Source organism: Parvimonas micra, assembly GCF_037482165.1.
Taxonomy (GTDB): Bacteria; Bacillota; Clostridia; order Tissierellales; family Peptoniphilaceae; genus Parvimonas.
The window spans coordinates 1,281,417-1,303,722 of record NZ_CP148048.1 but is presented as its reverse complement, the minus strand read 5'-3'; the positions used below and the strand labels follow the sequence as shown (position 1 = coordinate 1,303,722).

The window sequence follows — 22,306 nt, the reverse complement described above, 5'->3', positions numbered from 1 at the left end:
ATGCTGGTGTAGCTCAATTGGTAGAGCAACTGACTTGTAATCAGTAGGTTAGGGGTTCAAGTCCTCCCACCAGCTCCAATCTACTTTTAGTAGATTATATGGAGGAGTTCCCGAGTGGCCAAAGGGGACGGACTGTAAATCCGTTAGCTGCGCTTTCAGTGGTTCGAATCCACTCTCCTCCACCAATTGAATTTTTGTTAAGACCATAAAGTTTGAGTTTATATGCGGGTGTAGCTCAGTGGTAGAGCCCCAGCCTTCCAAGCTGGTTGCGAGGGTTCGATTCCCTTCACCCGCTCCATTTTGCACCTATAGCTCAGCTGGATAGAGCAACGGACTTCTAATCCGTGTGCCAGAGGTTCGAATCCTCTTAGGTGCGCCAACCTTTGGGGTATAGCCAAGTCGGTAAGGCACTAGACTTTGACTCTAGCATTCCGCAGGTTCGAGTCCTGCTACCCCAGCCAATTTTATGATTCATTAGCTCAGTCGGTAGAGCACCTGACTTTTAATCAGGGTGTCCGGGGTTCGAATCCCCGATGGATCACCATTCATGGAGAGGTATCGAAGTGGTCATAACGAGGCGGTCTTGAAAACCGTTTGGGTTCACGCCCACGTGGGTTCGAATCCCACCCTCTCCGCCACAATGGAGAAATACTCAAGTGGCTGAAGAGGCTCCCCTGCTAAGGGAGTAGATCCTTTACGGGATGCGAGGGTTCAAATCCCTCTTTCTCCGCCAATAATTTGGGCCTTTAGCTCAGTTGGTTAGAGCGCCCGGCTCATAACCGGTAGGTCCCGGGTTCAAGTCCCTGAAGGCCCACCAAATTATCTGAAGATATTTCTATTTTAGAAATATCTCTTATTTTATAGAGCTAAAAAGGATTGGTATTGTAGGGGTATAGTTCAACGGTAGAATGTCGGTCTCCAAAACCGCTGATGAGGGTTCGATTCCTTCTACCCCTGCCATTTACATAATATAAAGAAATCATAATATTAAATATGCCCAGATAGCGATAGTCGGTATAAGGAAGTGGCAAAAACAACGAAGTTGTTTTTAGGCAATGCCTTAGTCTAGTGCGAAGCACGAGAGAATGAGCTATCATAAAGCAAAAAATTAATATGCCCAGATAGCTCAGTCGGTAGAGCAGAGGACTGAAAATCCTCGTGTCGGTGGTTCGATTCCGCCTCTGTGCACCAGATCTGTAATTCGAGAAATCTGTTACGGATTGCTATTATTTTCCTGCTTAAGCAGGATTTTTTTAACTCATTTTTAGATGATTTATTATTTTCAAGCCCGGATAGCGAAAAGTCGGTATAAGAGAGTAACCAAAATATCGAGATGAAATCGAAGATATTTTGAGTTAATATCTTAGTCTAGTGCAAAGCACGAGAAGATGAGTTTTGAAAAGTTAAAATAGTGAAAATCTTAAAAAGTAAATAAAATAAAAGTGTTAATAAATAGTTATCAGCTGGAAGAGTCAGAGGACTGAAAATCCTCGTGTCGGTGGTTCGATTCCGCCTCTGTGCACCAGATCTGTGATTCGAGAAATCTGTTACGGATTGCTATTATTTTCCTGCTGATGCAGGATTTTTTTTGCTCATTTTTAGATTTTTTTAAAACAAATATAAAAGCTGTTGATTTATTCAACAGCTTTTATATTTCTCTATCTTGTAGTTTTAGATTTTTTCTAAATTCTGTAGGTAACATTTTTTGGTATTTTAAGAAATTACGATTAAATGTTTTGACTGTGTTATATCCAACTTCAAATGCAATATCGGTTATTTGCATATCTGTTTTTAACAATAATTTTGTAGATTTGTTAATTCTTACAAAATTTAAGAAATTCTTAAAATTTTTCTCTACATAGTATATAAATAGTTTATTAAGTTCTATTAAAGATATTGAAAAATCTTTACAAATTCTTTCTAAGTTAATATCATCACTTGAATTTTTTACTACATAGTTTAATATTCTGTAAAATTTTCTTATATTTTCTATTTGGCAAATTTGTGAAACTTTTTGAAAAGTTTGCCTGTATTTATTAGGATTTTGTCCCGTTCTTGCTGTAAATACTTTTGAAAGATGAGAACGGTCTGAAAATCCCGTTATTTCTGCGATTTCTTCTATGTCCAAATCCGTATATAAGAGCATATCCATTGTCTTTCCAACTCTCATCTCATTTATTAAAGTATTAAAAGAAAGACCAGTTGTTTCTTTTACATATCTATTTATTGTCGATTCACTTAAGAAGAATAATTTTGAGATAGAAGAAATGGTTAGTTTTTCGCTTAGGTGAGCATGTATATATCTAAAAATATTGATTTTATCAAAGTTTTCATCAATCCTTTTTGTTTTTTGTGTATCCTCATTTTGCATTCTTCTATATGTAATAATCAAGTCTATTATTTTATTTAAAACATAAGCTGAAGAAATAGGATTTTCGTTCTTATTATATAATGTAGAATCTTCTCCTAATTCAGCTCTTAGTAAGTCAAAAACATTAGAAAAATATTTAAATTGTTCATTTGTACATTGGATTACAGGCTTATCGTAGAACGAATTAATTAAACTTAGGTTTTCAGCATCTACATTGTAAAATGATTTTATTATTTTATTTGCACTATCAAAATTGTATTTTAGAATAAAATATTGTATAGTTTTTGAAACTTCAATAACTTCAGTATATTCCCAAGGCAGAATACATACTAAAGTTCTGTCTTTTATTTCATATATATTATTTTGAATTCTCATCTTTGCAGTGCCTTTTTTTATCAGTAAAAATCTAGCAGATTGATGAAAAAGACCTTTTGTTGGAGATGTTATTATTTCTCTGTCTATACTATACATACTTTCTTCATTTATATATGAATTAGCTTTGTTTTGTATTTCAATTCCTTTTTGTTTACTCATAAATACTCCTATTACAAATATGATAAGTTGTTTTTCTATGTACACTATAAGTATAAATCATAATCAAATTTATGTAAAGATAAAAATATAAAAAATGTCTTTTTGCAAAATATTGTATTTAATACAAGCATTTTAAAATTATTATAAAATAATAATTAGATAATATCAAGATAGATTAAACATTAAAAGACTATTTATTTATAAATTAGAGAAAAAATAAGTCGTTTTTTGTTGTATAAAAATTTTTAAATTTCAATTTGTAAAAAATAAATTTATAAAAAAATTATGTTGACATATACAGAGCTATCACAATCCTTAAATCTAGCTAAATTTATGATGATAAAATAAATAGAAAGTAATACAAATTTTATTAAATAAAATGTCCTGAATTTTTTGTAAGATATAGTATAATAAATATGTATTGAATACGTTTGTCGTATCAAAAAATTTTTTTAAAGGAGAAATGTTATGAGCAAAAACTTAAGAGGAAGAAATTTCTTAACATTATTAGACTTTACAAGTGATGAAATTCGTTACCTTTTAGATCTTTCAAGAAATTTTAAAGATTTAAAGAGAAGTGGAACTCCTCACCGTTATTTAGAAGGAAAAAATATAGTATTATTATTTGAAAAAACTTCAACAAGAACTCGTTGTTCTTTCGAAGTTGCAGGAATGGACTTAGGTATGGGAGTTACTTACTTAGATCCAGGTTCTTCACAAATGGGTAAAAAAGAATCTATTGAAGATACTGCAAGAGTTTTAGGAAGAATGTATGATGGTATTGAATACAGAGGATTCAGCCAAGAATTAGTTGAAACTTTAGGAGAATATGCTGGTGTTCCAGTATGGAATGGTTTAACTGATAAATTCCATCCAACTCAAATGTTAGCTGACCTTTTAACTATTGAAGAAAAATTTGGATATTTAAAAGGATTAAACTTTGTATATATGGGAGATGCAAGAAACAATATGGGTAATTCACTTATGATAGCTTGTGCTAAGATGGGTGTAAACTTTACAGCTTGTGCTCCAAAAGAATTATGGCCTGAAGAAGAATTAAGAGAAAAAGCTTTAGAAATCGCTAAGGCTACTCATTGTACAGTAAGATTCGAAGAAGATGTTAAAAAAGGAACTACAAATGCTGATATAATCTACACAGACATTTGGGTATCAATGGGTGAACCAGACGAAGTTTGGGCTGAAAGAATTAAATTATTAAAACCATACCAAGTAAACAAAGAAGTTATGGCAAACGCTAAAGAAACTGCTATCTTTATGCACTGCTTACCTTCATTCCACGATCAAAAAACTGTTATTGGAAGACAAATTTTTGAAAAATTTGGCATTCCTGAAATGGAAGTTACTGATGAAGTTATTGAAGGACCACAATCAGTTGTATTTGATGAAGCTGAAAATAGAATGCATACTATAAAAGCAGTTATGTATTCTACTTTATGGTAAGAGGTACAAATGGGAAAGAGAATAGTTGTAGCTTTGGGGGGTAATGCTTTAGGCAATACCCCTTTAGAGCAATTAGAGAAAGTAAAAATAGCTGCCGATATAATTTCTGATTTAGTTAAAGATGGAAATGATGTTATAATCGGACATGGAAACGGACCTCAAGTTGGAATGATTAATTTGGCAATGGATTATTCAGCAAACGGAAAAGAAAAAACTCCTTTAATGCCACTTGTTGAATGTGGAGCTATGAGTCAAGGATATATAGGTTATCATTTACAACAGGCTTTAGGTCAAGCTTTTAAAGAAAAAGGAATTAATAAAACTGCTGTTTCTGTTGTAACTCAAGTTGAAGTTGCAGAAGATGATAAGGCTTTTGAACACCCAACTAAACCAGTTGGAATGTTCTATACAAAAGAAAAGGCAGATGAACTTGCAAAAGAAAAAGGATTCACTTTTGTTGAAGACTCAGGAAGAGGATACAGAAAAGTTGTTCCTTCACCAAAGCCATTAAATATTGTTGAAATTGATGCTGTTAAGAAAATGGTTGATGCTGGACTTGTAGTTATAACTGTAGGTGGTGGCGGAATACCAGTTGTTAAGAAAAATGGCAAATTAGTAGGAATTGATGCTGTAATTGATAAGGATAAATCAAGTGCGAAACTTGCAGCAGATTTAGATGCTGATTTTCTTTTAATTTTAACTGCTGTTGATAAAGTTTGTATTAATTTCAATAAACCTGATCAAAAAGAATTGGATGAAATAAATGTTGAACAAGCTAAAAAATATATCGCAGAAGGACAATTTGGCAAGGGAAGTATGCTTCCAAAAGTTGAAGCTTGTTTGGAATTTGTAAATGGATTAGAAAATAGATGTGCCATTATTACTTTACTTGAAAAAGCATCAGATGCTGTAAAAGGTCTTACAGGAACTAAAATAGTTAAGTAGGAGGACATTTTGAACAATATATCACATAGAACAAGTTTTTTAGCAAAAGTTGCACTTTTTATTGTAGCGATTTTATGGGGGACTTCGCTTACTGTAGTTAAAAGTGCAGCAGATGTACTTAAACCGAACTTTCTTTTAGGTGTTAGATTTACCATAGCAGGAATTGTTTTAGCAATTGTTTTTCATAAAAAACTATTTAAAGCTAGAAAAGATGAATTGGTTTCAGGAGCTATTATTGGAATATTTTTATTTATGGCTTATTCCAGTCAAACTTTGGGAGTTACATTTACAACACCAGGACGTAGTGGATTTTTGTCAGCGTCATATTGCGTAATTGTACCTTTCTTGTATTGGATAACTAACAAAGTTAGACCTGACAAATTTAATGTATCTGCCGCAATTTTTTGTATAGTTGGAATATTTTTTATTGCTATGGCAGGAGAGAGTGGATCTATTTTTAATTCAAGTTGGACAGCGATTTATGGAGATGCACTTGCACTTTTAAGTGGACTTTTGTTTGCAGGCCATATCGTTATGGTTACAAAATTAGGAGTTGGGAAAGATCCTTTTGTGCTTACAATTATGCAATTTTTAGTTGCGGGGGTTCTATCTTGGATAACTACATTTGTTTTTGAAAATAATGCTGGAATGCAACTTACATTAAGACCAATGCTTGAGGTTTTATATCTTTCAGTAATGTGTACTGCTGTTGCATTATTATTACAAAATTTAGGACAAAAATATACAGATCCAAGTAGCGCAGCTATAATATTAGGCTGTGAGTCAATTTTTGGTGTCGCTTTTCCAGTTGCGCTTGGAATTGAAAGTTTAACTGTTAAATCAGTTATTGGTTTTTGTTTGATTTTTATTGCTATAATAATTTCAGAAACAAAATTATCTTTCATATTCAAAAAGAAAGACAAAGAAATTGAAAACAAAGTTTAGAAGTCTTAGGACTTCTTTTTTGTTGCAAAAAAATTTTAAATTCTTGATTAAATAAGAGTGTTACATATAATCTAGGGTAAATACTAAATATTGACTTTTATGCTTTTGTATGCTAGTATAAAAACAAGTTTTAGGGCATTGAGTATGTCCTTTTGTCATATAGGAGGGAATATGATTAATATAGATGTTTTATTGATTTTAAATTGTATAGTATATGTCCATGATTTTGAAAAAGACGATGTACAAGAAAAATTAGTTGGAAAAAATATATTTGAAATATTTGATTTTATTAGAAATATAAAGGATGAATCAGGCAATTATCCTGGAGAAATACATGAAAATGAGTTTTTAAGTATTTTAAATACAGTAGATCATAATAGAGTGATTTATGAAAAAATAAAAATAGTAGATGTTGATAATTCAGTTTATGGAAATGCTTCAGGTAGTGATAGGGTAGTAAATGTAACTTTTCAGTTTGAAGACAATTTGATTATAGTTTATAAAGGAACCGCTGGAGATTACGAATGGAAGGATAATGTAGAAGGAACATATAATATAACAGATACAAAACAACAAAGAAGAGCATTAAGATACTTTGATGAAATGGTTAAAAAGTTTAAAGACATAAAAAATATATATGTTTCGGGACATTCAAAAGGCGGAAATAAAGCTCAATATATTGGAGTTTTAAGAGGAGATATGTCTAAACTTAAAAATGTTTATTCTTTTGATGGACAAGGATTTAATACAAATTTTATAAACAAGTATAGTAAAGAAATTGAAAATAATAAATATAAAATTTTTAATATATGTAATGAATATGATTATGTAAATATCATAATGCATTCGGTATCTAATAAGATTTTTATAAAATCTATTACAAATGTTGGAAATGAAGATAATAGATATTCTAAAATTGTTCATAGATTGGGAGGGGTTCATTCTCCATACTCAATGTTTAAAAAAGAAAATGGAATTTTAACCTTAAATGATGTTGTTGAGCAAAGTGAACTTATGATAAATTTTGAAAAACTTTTTGAATTCTATAATGCTAATATGGAGGAAGAAGATAATAAATTTATGTATTATAGGATGTCATTATTAATGATGGATTCTGGTAAAGAAGTTTTCGGGACAGAATGTCCTACTCCTCCAAAGGGATTTTTTAAAAGATTTTCAAAGCTTACTAGGGAGTTTACAAAAAACGAAAGTGAACTAAATTCTTCTCAAATCATAAGACTTTTTAAACCTATTTTTTCAGATATAGGTTCTATAATAATAAAAGGGAAAATTTCAAACTAAGGATTTAAAAATATATTATTTTAGTTTTTTAAAAACTGCTCATTTAGGGTGGTTTTTATTTTTTTACTTATGCTTTATTTTCGTCGTATATTATAAATTATTTTTGTGAAAAAAATTAGAAAAATGTTGACTTTTATATATATAAATGTTAAAATATTTAGGTACATTTAATAATGTATAGTTATGTGCATTTTTAAAAAAAGATATTTAAGGAGGTGAAGAAATGCCAACTATTAACCAGTTAATTAAACAAGGAAGACAAAAAGCTGTAACTAAATCAAAAGCACCAGCATTAAGTTTTAATTTTAATACTCTTAAAAAGAGAAGTACTGCTAGTGAATCACCACAAAAAAGAGGTGTATGTACAGCTGTAAGAACTGTAACTCCTAAGAAACCTAACTCAGCGTTACGTAAGGTTGCCAGAGTTAGATTAACAAATGGAATGGAAGTTGCAGCTTATATTCCAGGTATAGGTCATAACCTTCAAGAACACAGCGTTGTGCTTATTAGAGGGGGAAGAGTAAAGGACCTTCCAGGGGTTAGATACCATATAATAAGAGGTACATTAGATACTGCTGGGGTAGCTAATAGAAAACAAGGAAGATCTAAATACGGAGCTAAAAGACCTAAATAATTAAACTGATGTGGCAGAAATGTTTTATTAATTAGAGTTTAACTTTATAATACATACATTTGTGTGCTTATCAGCAAGAAAATCGCTGAGTACCAGTGATACTACTAATATAGTAAGGAGGGAAGAAAGGTGCCAAGAAAAGGACATGTTCCAAAGAGAGAGGTAATGCCAGATCCGATTTATGGTGATGTGGTTGTTACTAAACTTATAAACAACATTATGCTTGACGGTAAAAAAGGAATTGCTCAAGCTATCGTTTACGGTGCATTTGAAATCGTAAAAGAAAAAACTGGCGAAGAACCAACTGAAGTTTTCAGAAAAGCTTTAGAAAACATAATGCCTGTTTTAGAAATTAAAGCAAGACGTATAGGTGGGGCAACATACCAAGTGCCTATTCAAGTTAGACCTGAAAGAAGACAAACTTTAGGTTTGAGATGGTTAGTAACTTACTCTAGAAATAGAGGAGAAAAAACTATGAAAGAAAGACTTGCTAAAGAAATTTTAGATGCTGTTAACAACACTGGAGCAAGTGTTAAGAAGAGAGAAGACACTCACAAGATGGCTGAAGCTAACAAGGCTTTTGCACATTACGGATTCTAATATAGGAATTTTATTTAAAAGGAAAGGGGAAATGCTATTGTGGCAAGACAATATTCACTTGAAAATACAAGAAATATTGGTATAATGGCGCATATCGATGCTGGTAAAACAACAGTAACAGAAAGAATGCTTTATTATACAGGAAAGATCCACAAAATAGGTGATACTCATGAAGGTGCTGCACAAATGGACTGGATGGAGCAAGAAAAAGAAAGAGGTATCACTATTTGTTCAGCTGCTACAACATGTGTATGGAATGATACAAGAATTAATATCATTGATACTCCAGGACACGTTGACTTTACTGTAGAAGTTGAAAGATCTTTAAGAGTTCTTGACGGCTCAGTTGCACTTTTTGATGCAAAGAGCGGTGTAGAACCACAATCAGAAACTGTTTGGAGACAAGCAGATAAATATGGCGTACCACGTATTTGCTTTATAAATAAAATGGATGCTACTGGAGCTAATTATTATGACTCTATCGAAACTATTAAGGATAAGTTAAAAGCTAATCCAGTTCCTGTTCAAATTCCTATCGGAGCTGAATCAGAATTCGTTGGAGTAATTGACCTAGTTTCAATGCATGCCATTATTTATAAAAACGACTTAGGTACAGATATTGACGAAACTGATATTCCAGATGCTTATAAAGACAAAGCAGAAGAATATCGTCAAAACTTATTGGAATCATTAGCTGAAACAGATGAGTTTATTATGGAAAAATATTTAGAAGGGGAAGCTATTTCACCATCTGAATTAAGAGAAGCAATCAGAAGAGCTACTATCAATCTATCAATAAACCCAGTACTTTGTGGTTCAGCTTATAAGAACAAAGGGGTTCAACCTCTATTAAATGCTATTGTGGCTTATATGCCATCTCCATTAGACATTCCTTCTATTGAAGGTGTGGATGATAATGAAGAACCTGTGCAAAGACATGCTTCAGATGAAGAACCTTTCTCAGCATTAGCATTTAAAATCGTAGCTGACCCATTTGTTGGAAAGCTTGCATATTTCAGAGTATATTCAGGAACTTTAGAATCAGGTTCTTATGTATATAACTCAACAAAAGGCAAAAAAGAAAGAATTGGTAGAATTCTTATGATGCATGCTAACAAGAGAGAAGAAGTTGATAGCGTTTCAGCTGGAGACATCGCTGCAGCAGTAGGTCTTAAAGATACTACAACTGGAGATACTCTTTGTGATATGAATAGTCATGTTATCCTTGAAAAGATGGAATTCCCAGAACCAGTTATTTCTGTTGCTATAGAACCAAAAACAAAGGCATCTCAAGAAAAAATGAGTATAGCTTTACACAAATTAGCAGAAGAAGATCCTACTTTTAGAACTTATACAGACGAAGAAACTGGACAAACAATCATTTCAGGTATGGGTGAATTACACTTAGAAATCATCGTTGACAGACTTTTAAGAGAGTTCAAAGTAGAAGCTAATATAGGTAATCCACAAGTTTCTTACAGAGAGTCAATTTCTCAAGGTGCAGAAGCTGAAGGAAAATACATCAGACAATCTGGTGGTAGTGGACAATACGGACACTGTAAAATTAAAATTGAACCTCAAGAAGCAGGTAAGGGCTTTGAGTTTGTAAATAATATCGTAGGGGGAGCTATTCCAAAAGAATATATCGGACCTGTTCAAAAAGGTATTGAAGAAGCTACTCAAGCAGGTGTACTTGCAGGATATCCAGTTTTAGATGTTAAAGTTACTTTATATGATGGTTCATACCATGAAGTTGACTCATCTGAAATGGCATTCAAAATTGCAGGTTCAATGGCATTTAGACAAGCAGTTGCAAAAGCTGCACCAGTTCTATTAGAACCAATGATGAAAGTTGAAATAACAACTCCAGATGAATATTTAGGAGATGTTATGGGAGACGTTTCATCAAGAAGAGGTAGAATTCAAGGAATGAATCCTAAAAATGGAGTTCATGTACTTGATGCATATATACCTTTAGCAGAAATGTTTGGATATGCAACAGACTTAAGAAGTAATACTCAAGGTCGTGCAACATATTCAATGCAATTCGATCATTATGAAAAAGTGCCTCAAGCAATTGCTGAAAAAGTAATTGGCGAGAGAGCAAAAAAATAGATTAGGAGGACATTAGTAAAATGGCTAAGCAAAAATTTGAAAGAACTAAACCACACGTTAATATCGGAACTATTGGTCACGTTGACCATGGTAAAACTACTTTAACTGCAGCTATCACTTTAGTATTAAACAAAAGATTTGGTACTGGTGAATTCGTTGATTATGCAAATATCGACAAGGCTCCAGAAGAAAGAGAAAGAGGAATCACAATTTCAACTTCTCACGTTGAATACGAAACTGCAAAAAGACACTATGCACACGTTGACTGCCCAGGACACGCCGACTATGTTAAGAACATGATTACAGGTGCTGCACAAATGGACGGTGCTATCTTAGTAGTAAGTGCTGCTGATGGTCCAATGCCACAAACAAGAGAACATATCTTACTTGCAAGACAAGTAGGTGTTCCTAAAATTGCTGTATTCTTAAACAAAGAAGACCAAGTTGATGACCCAGAATTAATCGAACTTGTTGAAATGGAAGTTAGAGAATTATTAAATGAATACGAATATGATGGAGATAACACTCCAATCGTAGTTGGTTCAGCATTAAAAGCACTTGAAGAACCAGATGGAGAATGGGGAGATAAAATTGTTAAATTAATGGAAGCAGTTGATGATTATATTCCAGAACCAGTTAGAGATGTTGATAACCCATTCTTAATGCCAGTTGAAGACGTATTCTCAATCACTGGTAGAGGTACTGTTGCTACAGGTAGAGTAGAAAAAGGTAAAGTAAAAGTTCAAGATAACGTTGAATTAGTAGGTTTAACAACTGAAAGAAGAACAGTTGTTGTAACTGGTGTTGAAATGTTCAAGAAGATGTTAGACGAAGCTGCTGCTGGAGATAACATTGGTCTTCTATTAAGAGGTGTTCAAAGAAACGAAATCCAAAGAGGACAAGTTCTTGCAAAACCAGGAACAATTAATCCACATACTAAATTCGAATCAGAAGTTTACGTATTAACTAAAGAAGAAGGTGGAAGACATACTCCATTCTTCTCAGGATATAGACCACAATTCTACTTCAGAACAACTGACGTAACTGGTAATATCCAATTAGAAGACGGCGTTGAAATGGTTATGCCTGGAGATAACGCTAAATTCATAATCGAATTAATCACTCCAATCGCTATTGATGAAGGTTTAAGATTTGCCATCAGAGAAGGCGGAAGAACAGTAGGTTCAGGAGTTGTTACTAAGATTTTAGGATAATAATCTGAATATTTAAAGGGGAACTGTATGGTTCCCTTTTTTGTTGTTCAAAAGAATTTGAAATATGAAATTATTGTGGATATTTATTTTTAAAAAGAATAATTACACAATAAACTTTATTTGTTTTCAGTTTTATATACTTCAAATTATCAAAAAAATTAGAAAATATAAAGATGATTTTTTAAGTTACCTTGCCTTGCAAGTTTTTAGTTTTTGTGTTAATATATCTAAAGAAATCGTTTTTATTTTAGGAGGGATTATGAAAAAAGAAATTAGAATAATATTTGTAATAGGCTTTAGCTTATTTGCAATGTTCTTCGGTGCCGGAAACCTGATATTTCCAACATTTTTAGGTTATAATTCAGGTTCATATTGGCCTATAGCATTTATTCTATATATGGCGGCTGATGGGCTTTTGGCAATGATATCACTATATACTGTTTTTTGTTGTGGAGGTATAACAGAATTTGTAAAACCTTTGGGAAAATATTTGGGGACAATAATCTTAGTTTGTATCTCTTTGTGTATAGGACCTTTAGTTGCAATACCAAGAACTGGTGCGATTACTTATAATTTAGGAGTTGCTAATTTTGGATTTAAAAACTTAGTTATAACAACTGCAGTATTTTTTATTGTTACATATTTAATTTGTATTAAATCTGAAAAAATAGTTGATTTTATAGGTAGATACTTAACTCCTACGTTACTTGTATTTTTAATTATTATGATTATAACAGGAATTATTTCTCCAGTTGGAGAAATTCTACCAGGTGAAAATTTACAACAAGTGATGTATGACTCTTTTATAAATGGTTTTCAAACTTTAGATGGACTTGGAGCTGGACTTTTTAATGCTGTTATAGTAAATGCTTTGATTTTTTATAAGATTAAAAAGGAAAGAGAAAAAAAGGTAATCCTATCTTCATCAATTATAGCTTTTATATGTTTAAGTATTGTTTATGGAGGACTTTGTTTCTTAGGTGCAAGTTCAAAACTTAATGTAGAAGGAGCAAAGAACGGAACAGCTATTTTACTAAACTTTACTAATTTATTATTCGGTAGATCTGGAGTTTTAATGCTTTCTGTTATAGTTATTTTGGCTTGCCTTACAACCTCAGTTGCTCTTACAGGTGGAGTTGCGGAGTATTTTTCAGAGTTAATTCCTAAGATTCCATATAAAATTTGGGTTATAATTGTTTGTTTTGCAAGTTTTGTTTTCTCTTGCCTTGGTGTAGATGCAATAATAAAATTGGCAGTTCCACTTTTATTTACTTTGTATCCGCCAATAATAATTTTAATTTTGACAAGTGTAATTAGAAATAAAATTTCTTGTAATAGAGCTATAAAATATTCTGCTATAGTTGCAATAATTATTGGATTTATGACTGTATTAAATGACACATATGGAATTTTAGAATTTATAAAATTATTACCACTTAGTTCTTTAAGTTTTGGTTATTTGATTCCATCTGCAATAGTTTTTGCTATTGTTGCATTATTTGAAAAGAATACAGGAGATCATATTGATGTTCCTAAAGTATTAAATGCTAGAATAACTTTATATGATGAAGATGTTGGAATGCTTTATTATATATCTGAAAAGATTGATGAACCTAAGTCAGAAGTTATAAGAAAAGCAATCAAAAACTATTATGACGAATTAAAAGATAAAGAATAAGAATAAGAAAAAGAAAAGGTTGAGGATTTTACTCCTCAACCTATTTTCTTAAAAAAGTTTACTTTTTCTTCGCTTGATTTGCAACAGAATTTATTTTTGCATTTATTTCATCTTGATTTCCTAAGTAATATTTATCTATAACTTTAAAATTGTCATCAAATTCGTAAACTAAAGGAATTCCTGTAGGAATATTTACAGAAATAATTTCTTCATCTGTTAAATTATCTAAATATTTAACCAATGCTCTTAATGAGTTTCCATGGGCAGCTATTAAGACTCTTTTACCATCTAACATATCCTTTTTTATAACTTCTTCGTAATAAGGAATAACTCTCTCAATAGTATTTTTTAAACTTTCATTGTAAGGCAATTCACTTTTATTAACATTTCTGTAAGGTTCTTGATTATGAGGACATCTTTCGTCATCTTTGTCAAGTGCAGGAGGTGGAACATCAAAAGATCTTCTCCAAAGTTTTACTTGTTCTTCTCCATATTTTTCAGCAGTTTCCGCCTTATTTAAACCTTGTAATGCTCCATAATGTCTTTCATTTAATTTCCAAGTTTTTATAACAGGCAACCACTGTCTGTCCATTCTTTCTAAAACAATATTTAAAGTGTTAATTGCTCTTTTTAGATAAGAGCAGTAGCATACATCAAAGTCGTATTCATTTTCTTTTAGAGAAAAACCTGCTTCATTAGCTTCGATAATTCCTTTTTCTGAAAGACCTACATCCGTCCAGCCAGTAAATAAATTCAACTTATTCCATTCACTTTCTCCGTGTCTAATTAAAACTAATTTCATTTTCAAAAACTCCTTTAATTTTTCTTATACTAATTATATTATAAAAAACGAAACTTTACAAGAAAAAACTTGTCTAATATCAATTTTAATGATAAAATAATAGTTGGATTTATTTGTTTTATGGAGGATTTATGTTACGAAAACATTTATATAGAATAAGGGCTATGCCATACTTATTATGGACGATTATTTTTACGATAGTGCTTTTGTTTTTTATAATTTATTATTCTTTTAAAGTAAAAGATGAAAGTTTTGTTTTCACTTTGGATAATTACAAAAAGTTTTTCACACCAACTTATGTGAAAATAATTTTAGTATCTTTAAAATTATCCTTGATTTCAACTTTTTTATGTCTAATTTTGGGCTACCCTGCAGGACTTCTTCTAAGTAGGATTAAGTCTCAAAAGAGGAGAAATATTTTAGTTTTACTATTTATTATGCCTTTATGGACTAACTTTTTGCTTAGAACATACTCTTGGATGAGTATTTTTAGAGAACAAGGAATTATAAATCAAATGCTTATAAATATCGGAATTATAGATAGTCCTATAAAGTTTTTAAACAATAATTTTGCAATTATTATAGGAATGATTTATAATTTTTTACCTTTTATGGTACTTCCAATTTATACTGCACTTATTAATATCGATAAAGAATATATAGAATGTGCAAGAGATTTGGGAGCTAGGGGAAAAGATTTATTTTTGAGAGTTATTTTTCCACTAAGTTTTAAGGGAGTAATTTCTGGTTGCATTATGGTCTTTATGCCTTCTGTAACAACTTTCATAATATCAGACTTACTTGGTGGAAGTCAAAATATGCTAGTAGGAAATTTAATTCAAAGGGAGTTCTTACAGGCCAGAAACTGGGAAACAGGCTCAAGCATTTCTCTAATTATGATTCTTATAATTTTTGTAAGTCTTATGATTTTTAGGTTATTTATAAAGAAATCAGATAATGAATTTGCAGAAGGATTGAAGATATGGTAAAAAAATATACTGGGAAAATATATCTTGCTTTATGTTATATATTTTTATATATGCCAATTATATTTATGATGGTTTTTTCGTTTAATGAATCCAGATATAATAAGGATTTTACAGGTTTTAGTTTGAAATGGTATGTAGAACTTTTTAAGGATGAATCCGTTACAAGAGTTTTTTTTCAAACGCTTGTAATAACAGCAATTGCAACTATTTTTGCACTTATAATTGGAACTATCGGAGCATGGTCTATATACAGAGCTTTTAATCCAAAGCTAAGAACTTATTTTACAAATGTAACATATCTTCCGCTTATTCTACCTGACATTGTAATTGCAATTGGAATGATAATTTTATATGTATTTTTCCAACTTAATTTTGGATATTTTACTATAATTTTAGCTCATATAATATTTAATGTTCCATTTGTAGTCTTTGCGATTTTACCAAAATTACTGACTTTTGATAAGAGTCTTTATGATGCAGGAATGGATTTAGGAGCAAGACAGTTTCAAGTGTTTAAAAGAATTGTTTTACCACAATTAATACCTAATATAATCATTGGAGCATTAGTTTGTATAACTATGTCTTTAGATGATTTTACTGTTAGCTATTTTACTTCAGGGAATGGAGTTGCAACACTTTCGGTTAAAATCTATTCGATGACTAAGAGGGGAATTAGTCCTAAAATAAATGCATTATCAACATTGCTTTTTGCAATAATAATTATTATATCAACAATAACTTATGTATTTAAAAATAGAGGAGTAAAAAATGAAAAAATTTAAAAGCTTATTAGCATTATTATTAGTTTTTGCTACGGCTATATCACTTACAGCTTGTGGAAAAAGCGAAAAGAAAGAAGATAAAAAGGAAGAAAAGACAGAAGAAAGTACAGAGAAAAAAGTTTTAAATGTAACTAATACTGATCTTTTCATAGATCCTGAAACAATCAAGGAATTTGAAAAAGAATATAATTGTAAAGTAAATTATACTTTTTTTGAAGAAAATGAAGAATATTATACTAAATTAAAAAGTGGTGCAGAAAAATATGATGTAATCGTAGCAAGTGACTATATGGTAGATACTATGATTAAAGAAAATATGTTGGAAAAATTAGATAAAAGTAAAATTCCAAATATGGATAAAGTTAAAAAAGAATATAGAAACTTAGTTTTTGACCCTACGAGTGAATATTCTGTTCCATATACAATAGGAAATATCGGAATTGCTTATGATAAGTCAAAACAAGAAAAAGTTGACAGTTGGGCTGACCTTTGGAGCGAAAAAAATAAAGGTGAAGTTGTAATGTTAGACGGAAGTAGATTTACAATGGCAATAGCGATGATTAAAGAAGGATTAGATCCAAACTCAACAAAAGTTGAAGATATTGAAAAAGCCAAAAACTCTTTAATTGCTCAAAAGAAAATAGTTAAAAATTATGTTGGTGATGATCAAGCAAAAGATAACTTAATAAATGGAGATTCAAAACTTACTTGTATTTGGGGTGGAGAAGCCTTACTTGCAAAAGATGAAAATAAAAATGTAGAATTTGTTTTTCCAAAAGAAGGGGCAATCTTTATCTTTGATAACTGGGTAATCCCTAAAGTTTCAGAAAATAAAGAGTTAGCAGCAAAGTTTATTGATTTTATGTCAAGACCGGAAATTTCTGCAAGAAATTGTAACTTTGTAAAATATGGCTCACCAATTGACGGAGCTAGAGAGCTTATGGATGAAAACTTAAAAAATAGCGATATAGTATTTCCTAAAAAAGAAGTATTTGAAAAAGGTTATGTACTAAAAGACTTAGGAGAATCAAACGAAAAATTACAAGATGCTTGGACAGAAATAAAAGCAAAATAAATAAATAAATAAATTTAAAATCAAAAGACACCATTTGGTGTCTTTTATCTTTTGCTAAATTGTGAGTTACAGAAACGATAGGGTGAAGTGATAATATTTTTATAACAAAAACAAAACGTTATCCTATTACAAATACCTTTGACAAGAAGTAATATTTTTGGTATACTGTGTGTGGCTGAAAATAGCTTAGAATTTATATTTTAGGAGGACAGGATGGAAGGTTCCGAAAAGAAAATTAGTTGGCAGTCCCTTGTATTTATGTGTTTCTCAACACTTTGGGGATTTGGAAATGTTTTAAACGGATATATCTACTTTCATGGTACACAAGTTATATTTTCTTGGATACTAATGTTTGCATTGTATTTTGTTCCGTATGCACTTATGGTTGGAGAACTAGGTTCTACATTTAAAGATTTAGGTGGTGGAGTAACTTCTTGGATTCAAGAAACTACTAACTCTAAATTGGCTTACTATGCAGGTTGGACTTACTGGGCAGTACATATTACTTATATTGCTGGTAAAGGTTCAGGTGGTCTTAAAGCTTTAAGTTTTATGATTTTTAGAGATGCTAAAGCATATGATAGTATTCCTACAATCTATGTTCAATTAGCTACATTTGGTGTATTGCTATTATTCTGTTATTTAGCAACAAGAGGTTTAAGTCCTATTAAGAGATTAGCAACACTTGCAGGTTCAAGTATGTTTGTTTTAGGTATTTTATTTATTCTTATGATGTATGCGGCACCTGTAATTAATCCAAATGGTGGATATTTAAAATTGAATTTCGCTTGGAATAACTTATTCCCTAAGATTGACTTGAACTATTTAAGTAGTTTATCAATTTTAGTATTTGCTGTTGGTGGTATTGAAAAGATTTCACCATATGTAAACAAAATTGAAGGAGATTCTGCAAAAGAATTCCCTAAAGCAATGATGTTTGCAACTTTAATGGTTGTTATTAGTGCTATCTTTGGTACTGTTGCAATGGGACTTATGTTTGATATCAACGAAATTAATGCAAGTAAAGAAGCGTTTGACTCTTATGCAGCAAATGGTGCTTATTGGGCATTCCAAAAATTAGGACAATACTATGGTGTTGGTGATTTATTATTAATCATTTATTCAGCAGCTAATACTGTTGGACAATTCTCAACATTATTAATAAGTATCGATGCTCCTTTAAGAATGTTATTAGAAGACCCTAATGCAAGTCAATACATCCCAACAAGATTGTTAAAGAAGAACGAAAAAGGTGCTTATGTAAATGGTATTGCATTAGTTGCTATACTTGGTGGAGCAATTATATTAGCTCAATCATTTGTTCCAGGAGCAACTACAGTTCTTAGACAACTTACTCGTCTAAACGGTGTAGTAATGCCAATGAGATATATGTGGGTATTCGTTGCTTACTTTGCTCTTAGATATGGTAAAGAAGAACTTGACAGACATTATAGATTTGTTAAAAACAGAGGAGTCGGATTATTCTTTGGTGCTTGGTGTTTCTTAGTAACATTAGCTTGTTGTTTACTTGGAATGTACTCAAAAGACAGCTTTGAAATGGTCTTAAAGATTATAACTCCTGCAGTTTTAGTTGCTTTAGGTTTAATCTTACCAGTTCTTAGAAAAAGAGAAGACAATAAATAAATTTAGATAATAAAGGAATAAAGGAACTTTGGTTCCTTTATTTTCTTTAAAATATATTTACTGATTTTAAACCATTTAAATAGGGTAAATTAAATTTTGATAGGAGGTATTGATATGAATGATATTAAAATTTCAAAAGAATTATTAACTTTTATTGATTCAAGTAAAAGTATGTTTCATACTGTTGATACAATGAAAAAATATTTTGACAAAGCTGGATATACATTTTTACCAGAAAATGAAAAATGGAATATCAAAAAAGGTGGAAATTATTACACTACAAGAAATAATTCAAGTATATTAGCTTTTCAAGTAGGAAAAGAACTTAGTGACTATCATTTCCAAATAACTGCTGCTCACAGTGATTCTCCAACATATAAAGTAAAAGCAGTTCCAGAAATGGACGCACCAGGAGAACATTTAAAATTAAATGTTGAAGGTTATGGTGGAATGATTGACTCAACTTGGTTTGATAGACCTTTAAGTCTAGCTGGTAGAGTTTTGGTTAGAGAAAAAGGAAAAATAGTAAATAAATTATTCTATATTGATAAAGATATTTTAATGATACCAAATGTTGCAATCCATTTAAACAGAGAAATAAACAATGGATATGCTTACAATAAGCAAATTGATTTATTACCTTTATTTTCTGCTGGAGAATTGAAAAAAGGTGATTTTGACAAAATGGTTGCGGATGAATTGGGTGTTAAAGTTCAAGATGTTGTTGCAAAAGATTTATTCTTAGTAAATCGTCAAAGACAATGTATTTGGGGATATAAAGATGAATTTGTTTCAACACCTAAACTTGATGACTTACAATGTGCATTTACATCAATGAAAGCATTTTTAGAAGCAAAAAATCCAAAAGCAATAAATGTTTGTGCAGTTTTTGATAATGAAGAAGTTGGCTCAAATACAAAACAAGGTGCAATGTCAACATTTATGAAAGATGCTCTAAAGAGAATTAATGCTTCTCTTGGATTTGGAACTGATGAATATCATCAAGCAGTGGCAAAATCTTTCTTAGTAAGTTGTGATAATGCTCATGCTGTTCATCCAAATCATCCTGAACTTTATGATCCAACAAATAGAACTTTTATGAATAAAGGTATCGTTATAAAAGAAGCTGCAAATCAAAAATATACAACAGACGCTTTCAGTAGAGCGGTATTTTTAGAAATTTGTAAAAAAGTAAAGGTTCCTACACAATTCTTTGCAAATAGATCCGATAAAGTTGGTGGTTCAACTCTTGGAAACTTATCAAATATTCAAGTTAGCTTACATGCTCTTGATATTGGGGTTGCTCAACTTGGAATGCACTCAAGTTTTGAAACTTGTGGAATTAAAGATACAGGATATATGGTTACAGCATTAAAAGAATTCTTCTCAACAAATATTAAAATTGATGGTTCTGATGGAGTGATTTTTGAATAATGGCAAGAAGAATTACACCGAAGGAAATGTCAGAAGATAAAGCCAAAATATCACTGACAGGATTAACCATTATTATGATGGGAACTTTGTTTATATATTTTTTATGGGCTGTTATAAATAGTAAATTTTTAGTTAATTTTAGTATAGATGCATTAGTTGGAGTAGTTGCTCTTGTTATTTTAATTAGAAATTTAAAAATAAAATACAGTATAATAAAAAAATATACAAGTGAAAAACAATTTATGATTTTAGATTTAGTCGCTTTTGCTCTATGCATTTTAATAAAAGTTGTAGTGCAAATTCCTTTTGATTTTTCTTTAATCATTTTGTTAATTTCACATTATGCTACAAAGCAAATATTTAATAAAATGGTAAAATAAGGCAAGGTATATTGTTTTTACAGAATAAAAAATTAGAGAGGGTTGTTTTAAATAATTCTCTCTTTTTGTTTTCTTATTTTAAAATAAGGGTATTCTTTAACTAGATATAGAGGAGAGGTAAAATCAATTTAGAAGTATTAAAAAATAAATTTAAAGGAGGATTTTTATGAAACCATTTATTTACAATATTCCTGTTAAGGTATATTTTGGAGAAGGACAACTTTCTAATCTTGGAAGAGAATTGTCAAAATATGGGAAAAAAGTTTTATTAACTTACGGAGGAGGTTCTATTAAAAAGATAGGACTTTATGATGAGGTTATAAAAGAAATAAAAGGAGCAGGACTTGAAGTTTTTGAACTTTCAGGGATAGAACCTAATCCTAGAATAGAATCTGTTAGAGAGGGTGCTAGAATATGTAAGGAAGAAAATATTGATGTGGTTCTTGCAGTTGGTGGAGGTTCAACGATTGATGCCTCAAAATTTATTTGTGCCGGAGCAAAAGTTGATTTTGACCCATGGAATTTTCTAGATTTAGAAAAAAGAGCAAAAATAGAAGATGCATTGCCTCTTTTAACTATATTAACACTTTCAGCAACCGGTTCTGAAATGGATAATGATGGAGTTATTTCAAACCTTAAAACAAAAGAAAAATTAAGCAATGGTTCAATGTGTATGTTACCAAAAGTTTCATTTCTTGACCCTAAAAATACCTACAGTGTAAGTGAGTATCAAACTGCTTGCGGTTCAGCAGATATTTTGAGTCATATCCTAGAAGTTTATTTTACAACAGAAAATGATTTGTTTATGCTTGATTGTGTTATGGAAGGTCTTATGAAAACAGTTATAAAATATGCTCCGATAGCTATGAAAGACCCTACAAACTATGAAGCTCGTGCTAATTTAATGTGGGCATCTTCCTGGGCAATAAACGGTTTTATAAACGGAAGTAAATCAACTGCTTGGAGCTGTCACCCAATGGAACATGAACTTTCAGCTTTTTATGATATAACTCATGGACATGGACTTGCAATATTAACTCCACGTTGGATGCAATATTGTTTAAATGATGAAAATATATACAAATATGTTCAATTTGGAGTTAATGTTTTTGGCATAGATAAAAATCTTTCTGATAGAGAAATTGCAGAAAAAGCCATTGAAAAACTTTCAGAATTTTTATTTAATGACTTAAAATTACAAAGTACATTAAAAGATGTAAATATTAATGATAAAAATTTTGCTATTATGGCTAAGAAGGCTTGTAAGGGAAAAGAAAGTATAAAAGGCTTTAGAGAATTAACACTTGAAGATATAGAAAATATTTATAGAATGTGCTTGTAAAATTTTAAAAATAATTAAATAAGAACCCCACCCTTCCTCGATGCTTCGCATCGGGTGGG

18 protein-coding genes and 12 tRNA genes are annotated in these 22,306 nt (G+C 30.9%); 28 read left to right on the top strand and 2 right to left on the bottom strand.

Translation table 11 applies throughout. The features are described from left to right. The first annotated feature begins 2 nt into the window (after positions 1-2). The 12 genes from WFJ11_RS06330 (at position 3) to WFJ11_RS06275 (ending at position 1,525) form a co-directional block, all read left to right on the top strand. Positions 3-78 (top strand) — tRNA-Thr (locus WFJ11_RS06330). A 22-nt stretch (positions 79-100) separates the two neighbouring features. Further along, positions 101-185, top strand: a tRNA-Tyr gene (locus WFJ11_RS06325). Positions 186-224: 39 nt separating this feature from the next. Further along, positions 225-298: transfer RNA gene (locus WFJ11_RS06320), tRNA-Gly, on the top strand. Between the two features lie 4 nt (positions 299-302). Further along, positions 303-379: transfer RNA gene (locus WFJ11_RS06315), tRNA-Arg, on the top strand. A 5-nt stretch (positions 380-384) separates the two neighbouring features. Beyond that, positions 385-461: transfer RNA gene (locus WFJ11_RS06310), tRNA-Gln, on the top strand. Between the two features lie 7 nt (positions 462-468). Next, positions 469-544: transfer RNA gene (locus tag WFJ11_RS06305), tRNA-Lys, on the top strand. Positions 545-549: 5 nt separating this feature from the next. Beyond that, positions 550-638 (top strand) — tRNA-Ser (locus tag WFJ11_RS06300). A 4-nt stretch (positions 639-642) separates the two neighbouring features. After that, positions 643-733, top strand: a tRNA-Ser gene (locus WFJ11_RS06295). Between the two features lie 7 nt (positions 734-740). After that, positions 741-817, top strand: a tRNA-Ile gene (locus WFJ11_RS06290). Between the two features lie 69 nt (positions 818-886). Continuing rightward, positions 887-960 (top strand) — tRNA-Trp (locus tag WFJ11_RS06285). 155 nt (positions 961-1,115) lie between these two features. Then, a tRNA-Phe gene (locus WFJ11_RS06280) sits at positions 1,116-1,191 on the top strand. 261 nt (positions 1,192-1,452) lie between these two features. Then, positions 1,453-1,525: transfer RNA gene (locus WFJ11_RS06275), tRNA-Phe, on the top strand. 123 nt (positions 1,526-1,648) lie between these two features. On the opposite strand, the gene WFJ11_RS06270 is transcribed toward WFJ11_RS06275, so the two are convergent. Continuing rightward, positions 1,649-2,905, bottom strand: a complete 1,257-nt coding sequence (locus WFJ11_RS06270; RefSeq protein WP_338817211.1) for an AraC family transcriptional regulator — start codon at positions 2,903-2,905, stop codon at positions 1,649-1,651. A 468-nt stretch (positions 2,906-3,373) separates the two neighbouring features. Here WFJ11_RS06270 and argF point away from each other — a divergent pair, with 468 nt between their 5' ends. From argF to brnQ, 9 genes are all read left to right on the top strand, one after another. Beyond that, complete coding sequence (gene argF / locus WFJ11_RS06265; RefSeq protein WP_009354542.1) at positions 3,374-4,366, top strand: ornithine carbamoyltransferase; 993 nt, start codon at positions 3,374-3,376, stop codon at positions 4,364-4,366. A gap of 9 nt (positions 4,367-4,375) precedes the next feature. Next, entirely contained in the window at positions 4,376-5,311 is a 936-nt protein-coding gene (gene arcC, locus WFJ11_RS06260; protein ID WP_338817210.1) for a carbamate kinase, read from the top strand. 9 nt (positions 5,312-5,320) lie between these two features. Continuing rightward, complete coding sequence (locus WFJ11_RS06255) at positions 5,321-6,256, top strand: DMT family transporter (protein ID WP_009354601.1); 936 nt, start codon at positions 5,321-5,323, stop codon at positions 6,254-6,256. 171 nt (positions 6,257-6,427) lie between these two features. Further along, entirely contained in the window at positions 6,428-7,558 is a 1,131-nt protein-coding gene (locus WFJ11_RS06250; RefSeq protein WP_338817209.1) for an Mbeg1-like protein, read from the top strand. Positions 7,559-7,781: 223 nt separating this feature from the next. Further along, positions 7,782-8,192: a 30S ribosomal protein S12 gene (rpsL, locus tag WFJ11_RS06245; RefSeq protein ID WP_009355082.1), complete on the top strand. Its 411-nt coding sequence runs from the start codon at positions 7,782-7,784 to the stop codon at positions 8,190-8,192. 129 nt (positions 8,193-8,321) lie between these two features. Next, positions 8,322-8,792 (top strand): 30S ribosomal protein S7, encoded by a 471-nt coding sequence (gene rpsG, locus WFJ11_RS06240; protein WP_004831806.1) that lies wholly within the window; start codon positions 8,322-8,324, stop codon positions 8,790-8,792. A gap of 39 nt (positions 8,793-8,831) precedes the next feature. Continuing rightward, on the top strand, positions 8,832-10,907 hold the full coding sequence (fusA, locus tag WFJ11_RS06235) for an elongation factor G (protein ID WP_009354890.1): 2,076 nt from the start codon (positions 8,832-8,834) through the stop codon (positions 10,905-10,907). A 20-nt stretch (positions 10,908-10,927) separates the two neighbouring features. Then, positions 10,928-12,121 carry an elongation factor Tu gene (gene tuf / locus WFJ11_RS06230; RefSeq protein WP_313961151.1) on the top strand — a complete coding sequence of 398 codons (1,194 nt, stop codon included), beginning with the start codon at positions 10,928-10,930 and terminating at the stop codon, positions 12,119-12,121. Between the two features lie 259 nt (positions 12,122-12,380). After that, positions 12,381-13,799, top strand: a complete 1,419-nt coding sequence (brnQ, locus tag WFJ11_RS06225) for a branched-chain amino acid transport system II carrier protein (RefSeq protein WP_009354802.1) — start codon at positions 12,381-12,383, stop codon at positions 13,797-13,799. A gap of 58 nt (positions 13,800-13,857) precedes the next feature. On the opposite strand, the gene gpmA is transcribed toward brnQ, so the two are convergent. Next, positions 13,858-14,601: a 2,3-diphosphoglycerate-dependent phosphoglycerate mutase gene (gene gpmA / locus WFJ11_RS06220; RefSeq protein ID WP_338817207.1), complete on the bottom strand. Its 744-nt coding sequence runs from the start codon at positions 14,599-14,601 to the stop codon at positions 13,858-13,860. Positions 14,602-14,732: 131 nt separating this feature from the next. Here gpmA and WFJ11_RS06215 point away from each other — a divergent pair, with 131 nt between their 5' ends. The 7 genes from WFJ11_RS06215 (at position 14,733) to WFJ11_RS06185 (ending at position 22,247) form a co-directional block, all read left to right on the top strand. Further along, positions 14,733-15,590, top strand: coding sequence for an ABC transporter permease (locus tag WFJ11_RS06215; RefSeq protein ID WP_338817206.1), 858 nt, complete (start codon positions 14,733-14,735; stop codon positions 15,588-15,590). Further along, the gene (locus tag WFJ11_RS06210; RefSeq protein WP_338817205.1) at positions 15,584-16,372 is read left to right on the top strand and encodes an ABC transporter permease; all 789 of its coding nucleotides are present in this window, start codon (positions 15,584-15,586) and stop codon (positions 16,370-16,372) included. Before WFJ11_RS06215 ends, WFJ11_RS06210 begins: the two co-directional genes overlap by 7 nt. Then, positions 16,359-17,447, top strand: a complete 1,089-nt coding sequence (locus WFJ11_RS06205) for a spermidine/putrescine ABC transporter substrate-binding protein (RefSeq protein WP_338817204.1) — start codon at positions 16,359-16,361, stop codon at positions 17,445-17,447. The genes WFJ11_RS06210 and WFJ11_RS06205 overlap by 14 nt, the downstream gene beginning before the upstream one ends. A 213-nt stretch (positions 17,448-17,660) precedes the next feature. Next, complete coding sequence (locus tag WFJ11_RS06200; protein WP_009354454.1) at positions 17,661-19,091, top strand: APC family permease; 1,431 nt, start codon at positions 17,661-17,663, stop codon at positions 19,089-19,091. Between the two features lie 114 nt (positions 19,092-19,205). Then, positions 19,206-20,525, top strand: a complete 1,320-nt coding sequence (locus WFJ11_RS06195; RefSeq protein ID WP_338817203.1) for a M18 family aminopeptidase — start codon at positions 19,206-19,208, stop codon at positions 20,523-20,525. Beyond that, the gene (locus WFJ11_RS06190) at positions 20,525-20,905 is read left to right on the top strand and encodes a hypothetical protein (RefSeq protein WP_338817202.1); all 381 of its coding nucleotides are present in this window, start codon (positions 20,525-20,527) and stop codon (positions 20,903-20,905) included. Before WFJ11_RS06195 ends, WFJ11_RS06190 begins: the two co-directional genes overlap by 1 nt. Before the next feature lie 166 nt (positions 20,906-21,071). Continuing rightward, positions 21,072-22,247: an iron-containing alcohol dehydrogenase gene (locus WFJ11_RS06185; protein WP_338817201.1), complete on the top strand. Its 1,176-nt coding sequence runs from the start codon at positions 21,072-21,074 to the stop codon at positions 22,245-22,247. Positions 22,248-22,306: the final 59 nt, after the last annotated feature.

What these genes read in the sequence shown, in the direction of transcription:
- WFJ11_RS06270 (WP_338817211.1), bottom strand. Translation starts at nt 2,905, where the DNA reads ATGAGTAAACAAAAAGGAATTGAAATACAAAACAAAGCTAATTCATAT.
- argF (WP_009354542.1), top strand. Translation starts at nt 3,374, where the DNA reads ATGAGCAAAAACTTAAGAGGAAGAAATTTCTTAACATTATTAGACTTT.
- arcC (WP_338817210.1), top strand. Translation starts at nt 4,376, where the DNA reads ATGGGAAAGAGAATAGTTGTAGCTTTGGGGGGTAATGCTTTAGGCAAT.
- WFJ11_RS06250 (WP_338817209.1), top strand. Translation starts at nt 6,428, where the DNA reads ATGATTAATATAGATGTTTTATTGATTTTAAATTGTATAGTATATGTC.
- rpsL (WP_009355082.1), top strand. Translation starts at nt 7,782, where the DNA reads ATGCCAACTATTAACCAGTTAATTAAACAAGGAAGACAAAAAGCTGTA.
- tuf (WP_313961151.1), top strand. Translation starts at nt 10,928, where the DNA reads ATGGCTAAGCAAAAATTTGAAAGAACTAAACCACACGTTAATATCGGA.
- brnQ (WP_009354802.1), top strand. Translation starts at nt 12,381, where the DNA reads ATGAAAAAAGAAATTAGAATAATATTTGTAATAGGCTTTAGCTTATTT.
- gpmA (WP_338817207.1), bottom strand. Translation starts at nt 14,601, where the DNA reads ATGAAATTAGTTTTAATTAGACACGGAGAAAGTGAATGGAATAAGTTG.
- WFJ11_RS06215 (WP_338817206.1), top strand. Translation starts at nt 14,733, where the DNA reads ATGTTACGAAAACATTTATATAGAATAAGGGCTATGCCATACTTATTA.
- WFJ11_RS06210 (WP_338817205.1), top strand. Translation starts at nt 15,584, where the DNA reads ATGGTAAAAAAATATACTGGGAAAATATATCTTGCTTTATGTTATATA.
- WFJ11_RS06205 (WP_338817204.1), top strand. Translation starts at nt 16,359, where the DNA reads ATGAAAAAATTTAAAAGCTTATTAGCATTATTATTAGTTTTTGCTACG.
- WFJ11_RS06200 (WP_009354454.1), top strand. Translation starts at nt 17,661, where the DNA reads ATGGAAGGTTCCGAAAAGAAAATTAGTTGGCAGTCCCTTGTATTTATG.
- WFJ11_RS06195 (WP_338817203.1), top strand. Translation starts at nt 19,206, where the DNA reads ATGAATGATATTAAAATTTCAAAAGAATTATTAACTTTTATTGATTCA.
- WFJ11_RS06190 (WP_338817202.1), top strand. Translation starts at nt 20,525, where the DNA reads ATGGCAAGAAGAATTACACCGAAGGAAATGTCAGAAGATAAAGCCAAA.
- WFJ11_RS06185 (WP_338817201.1), top strand. Translation starts at nt 21,072, where the DNA reads ATGAAACCATTTATTTACAATATTCCTGTTAAGGTATATTTTGGAGAA.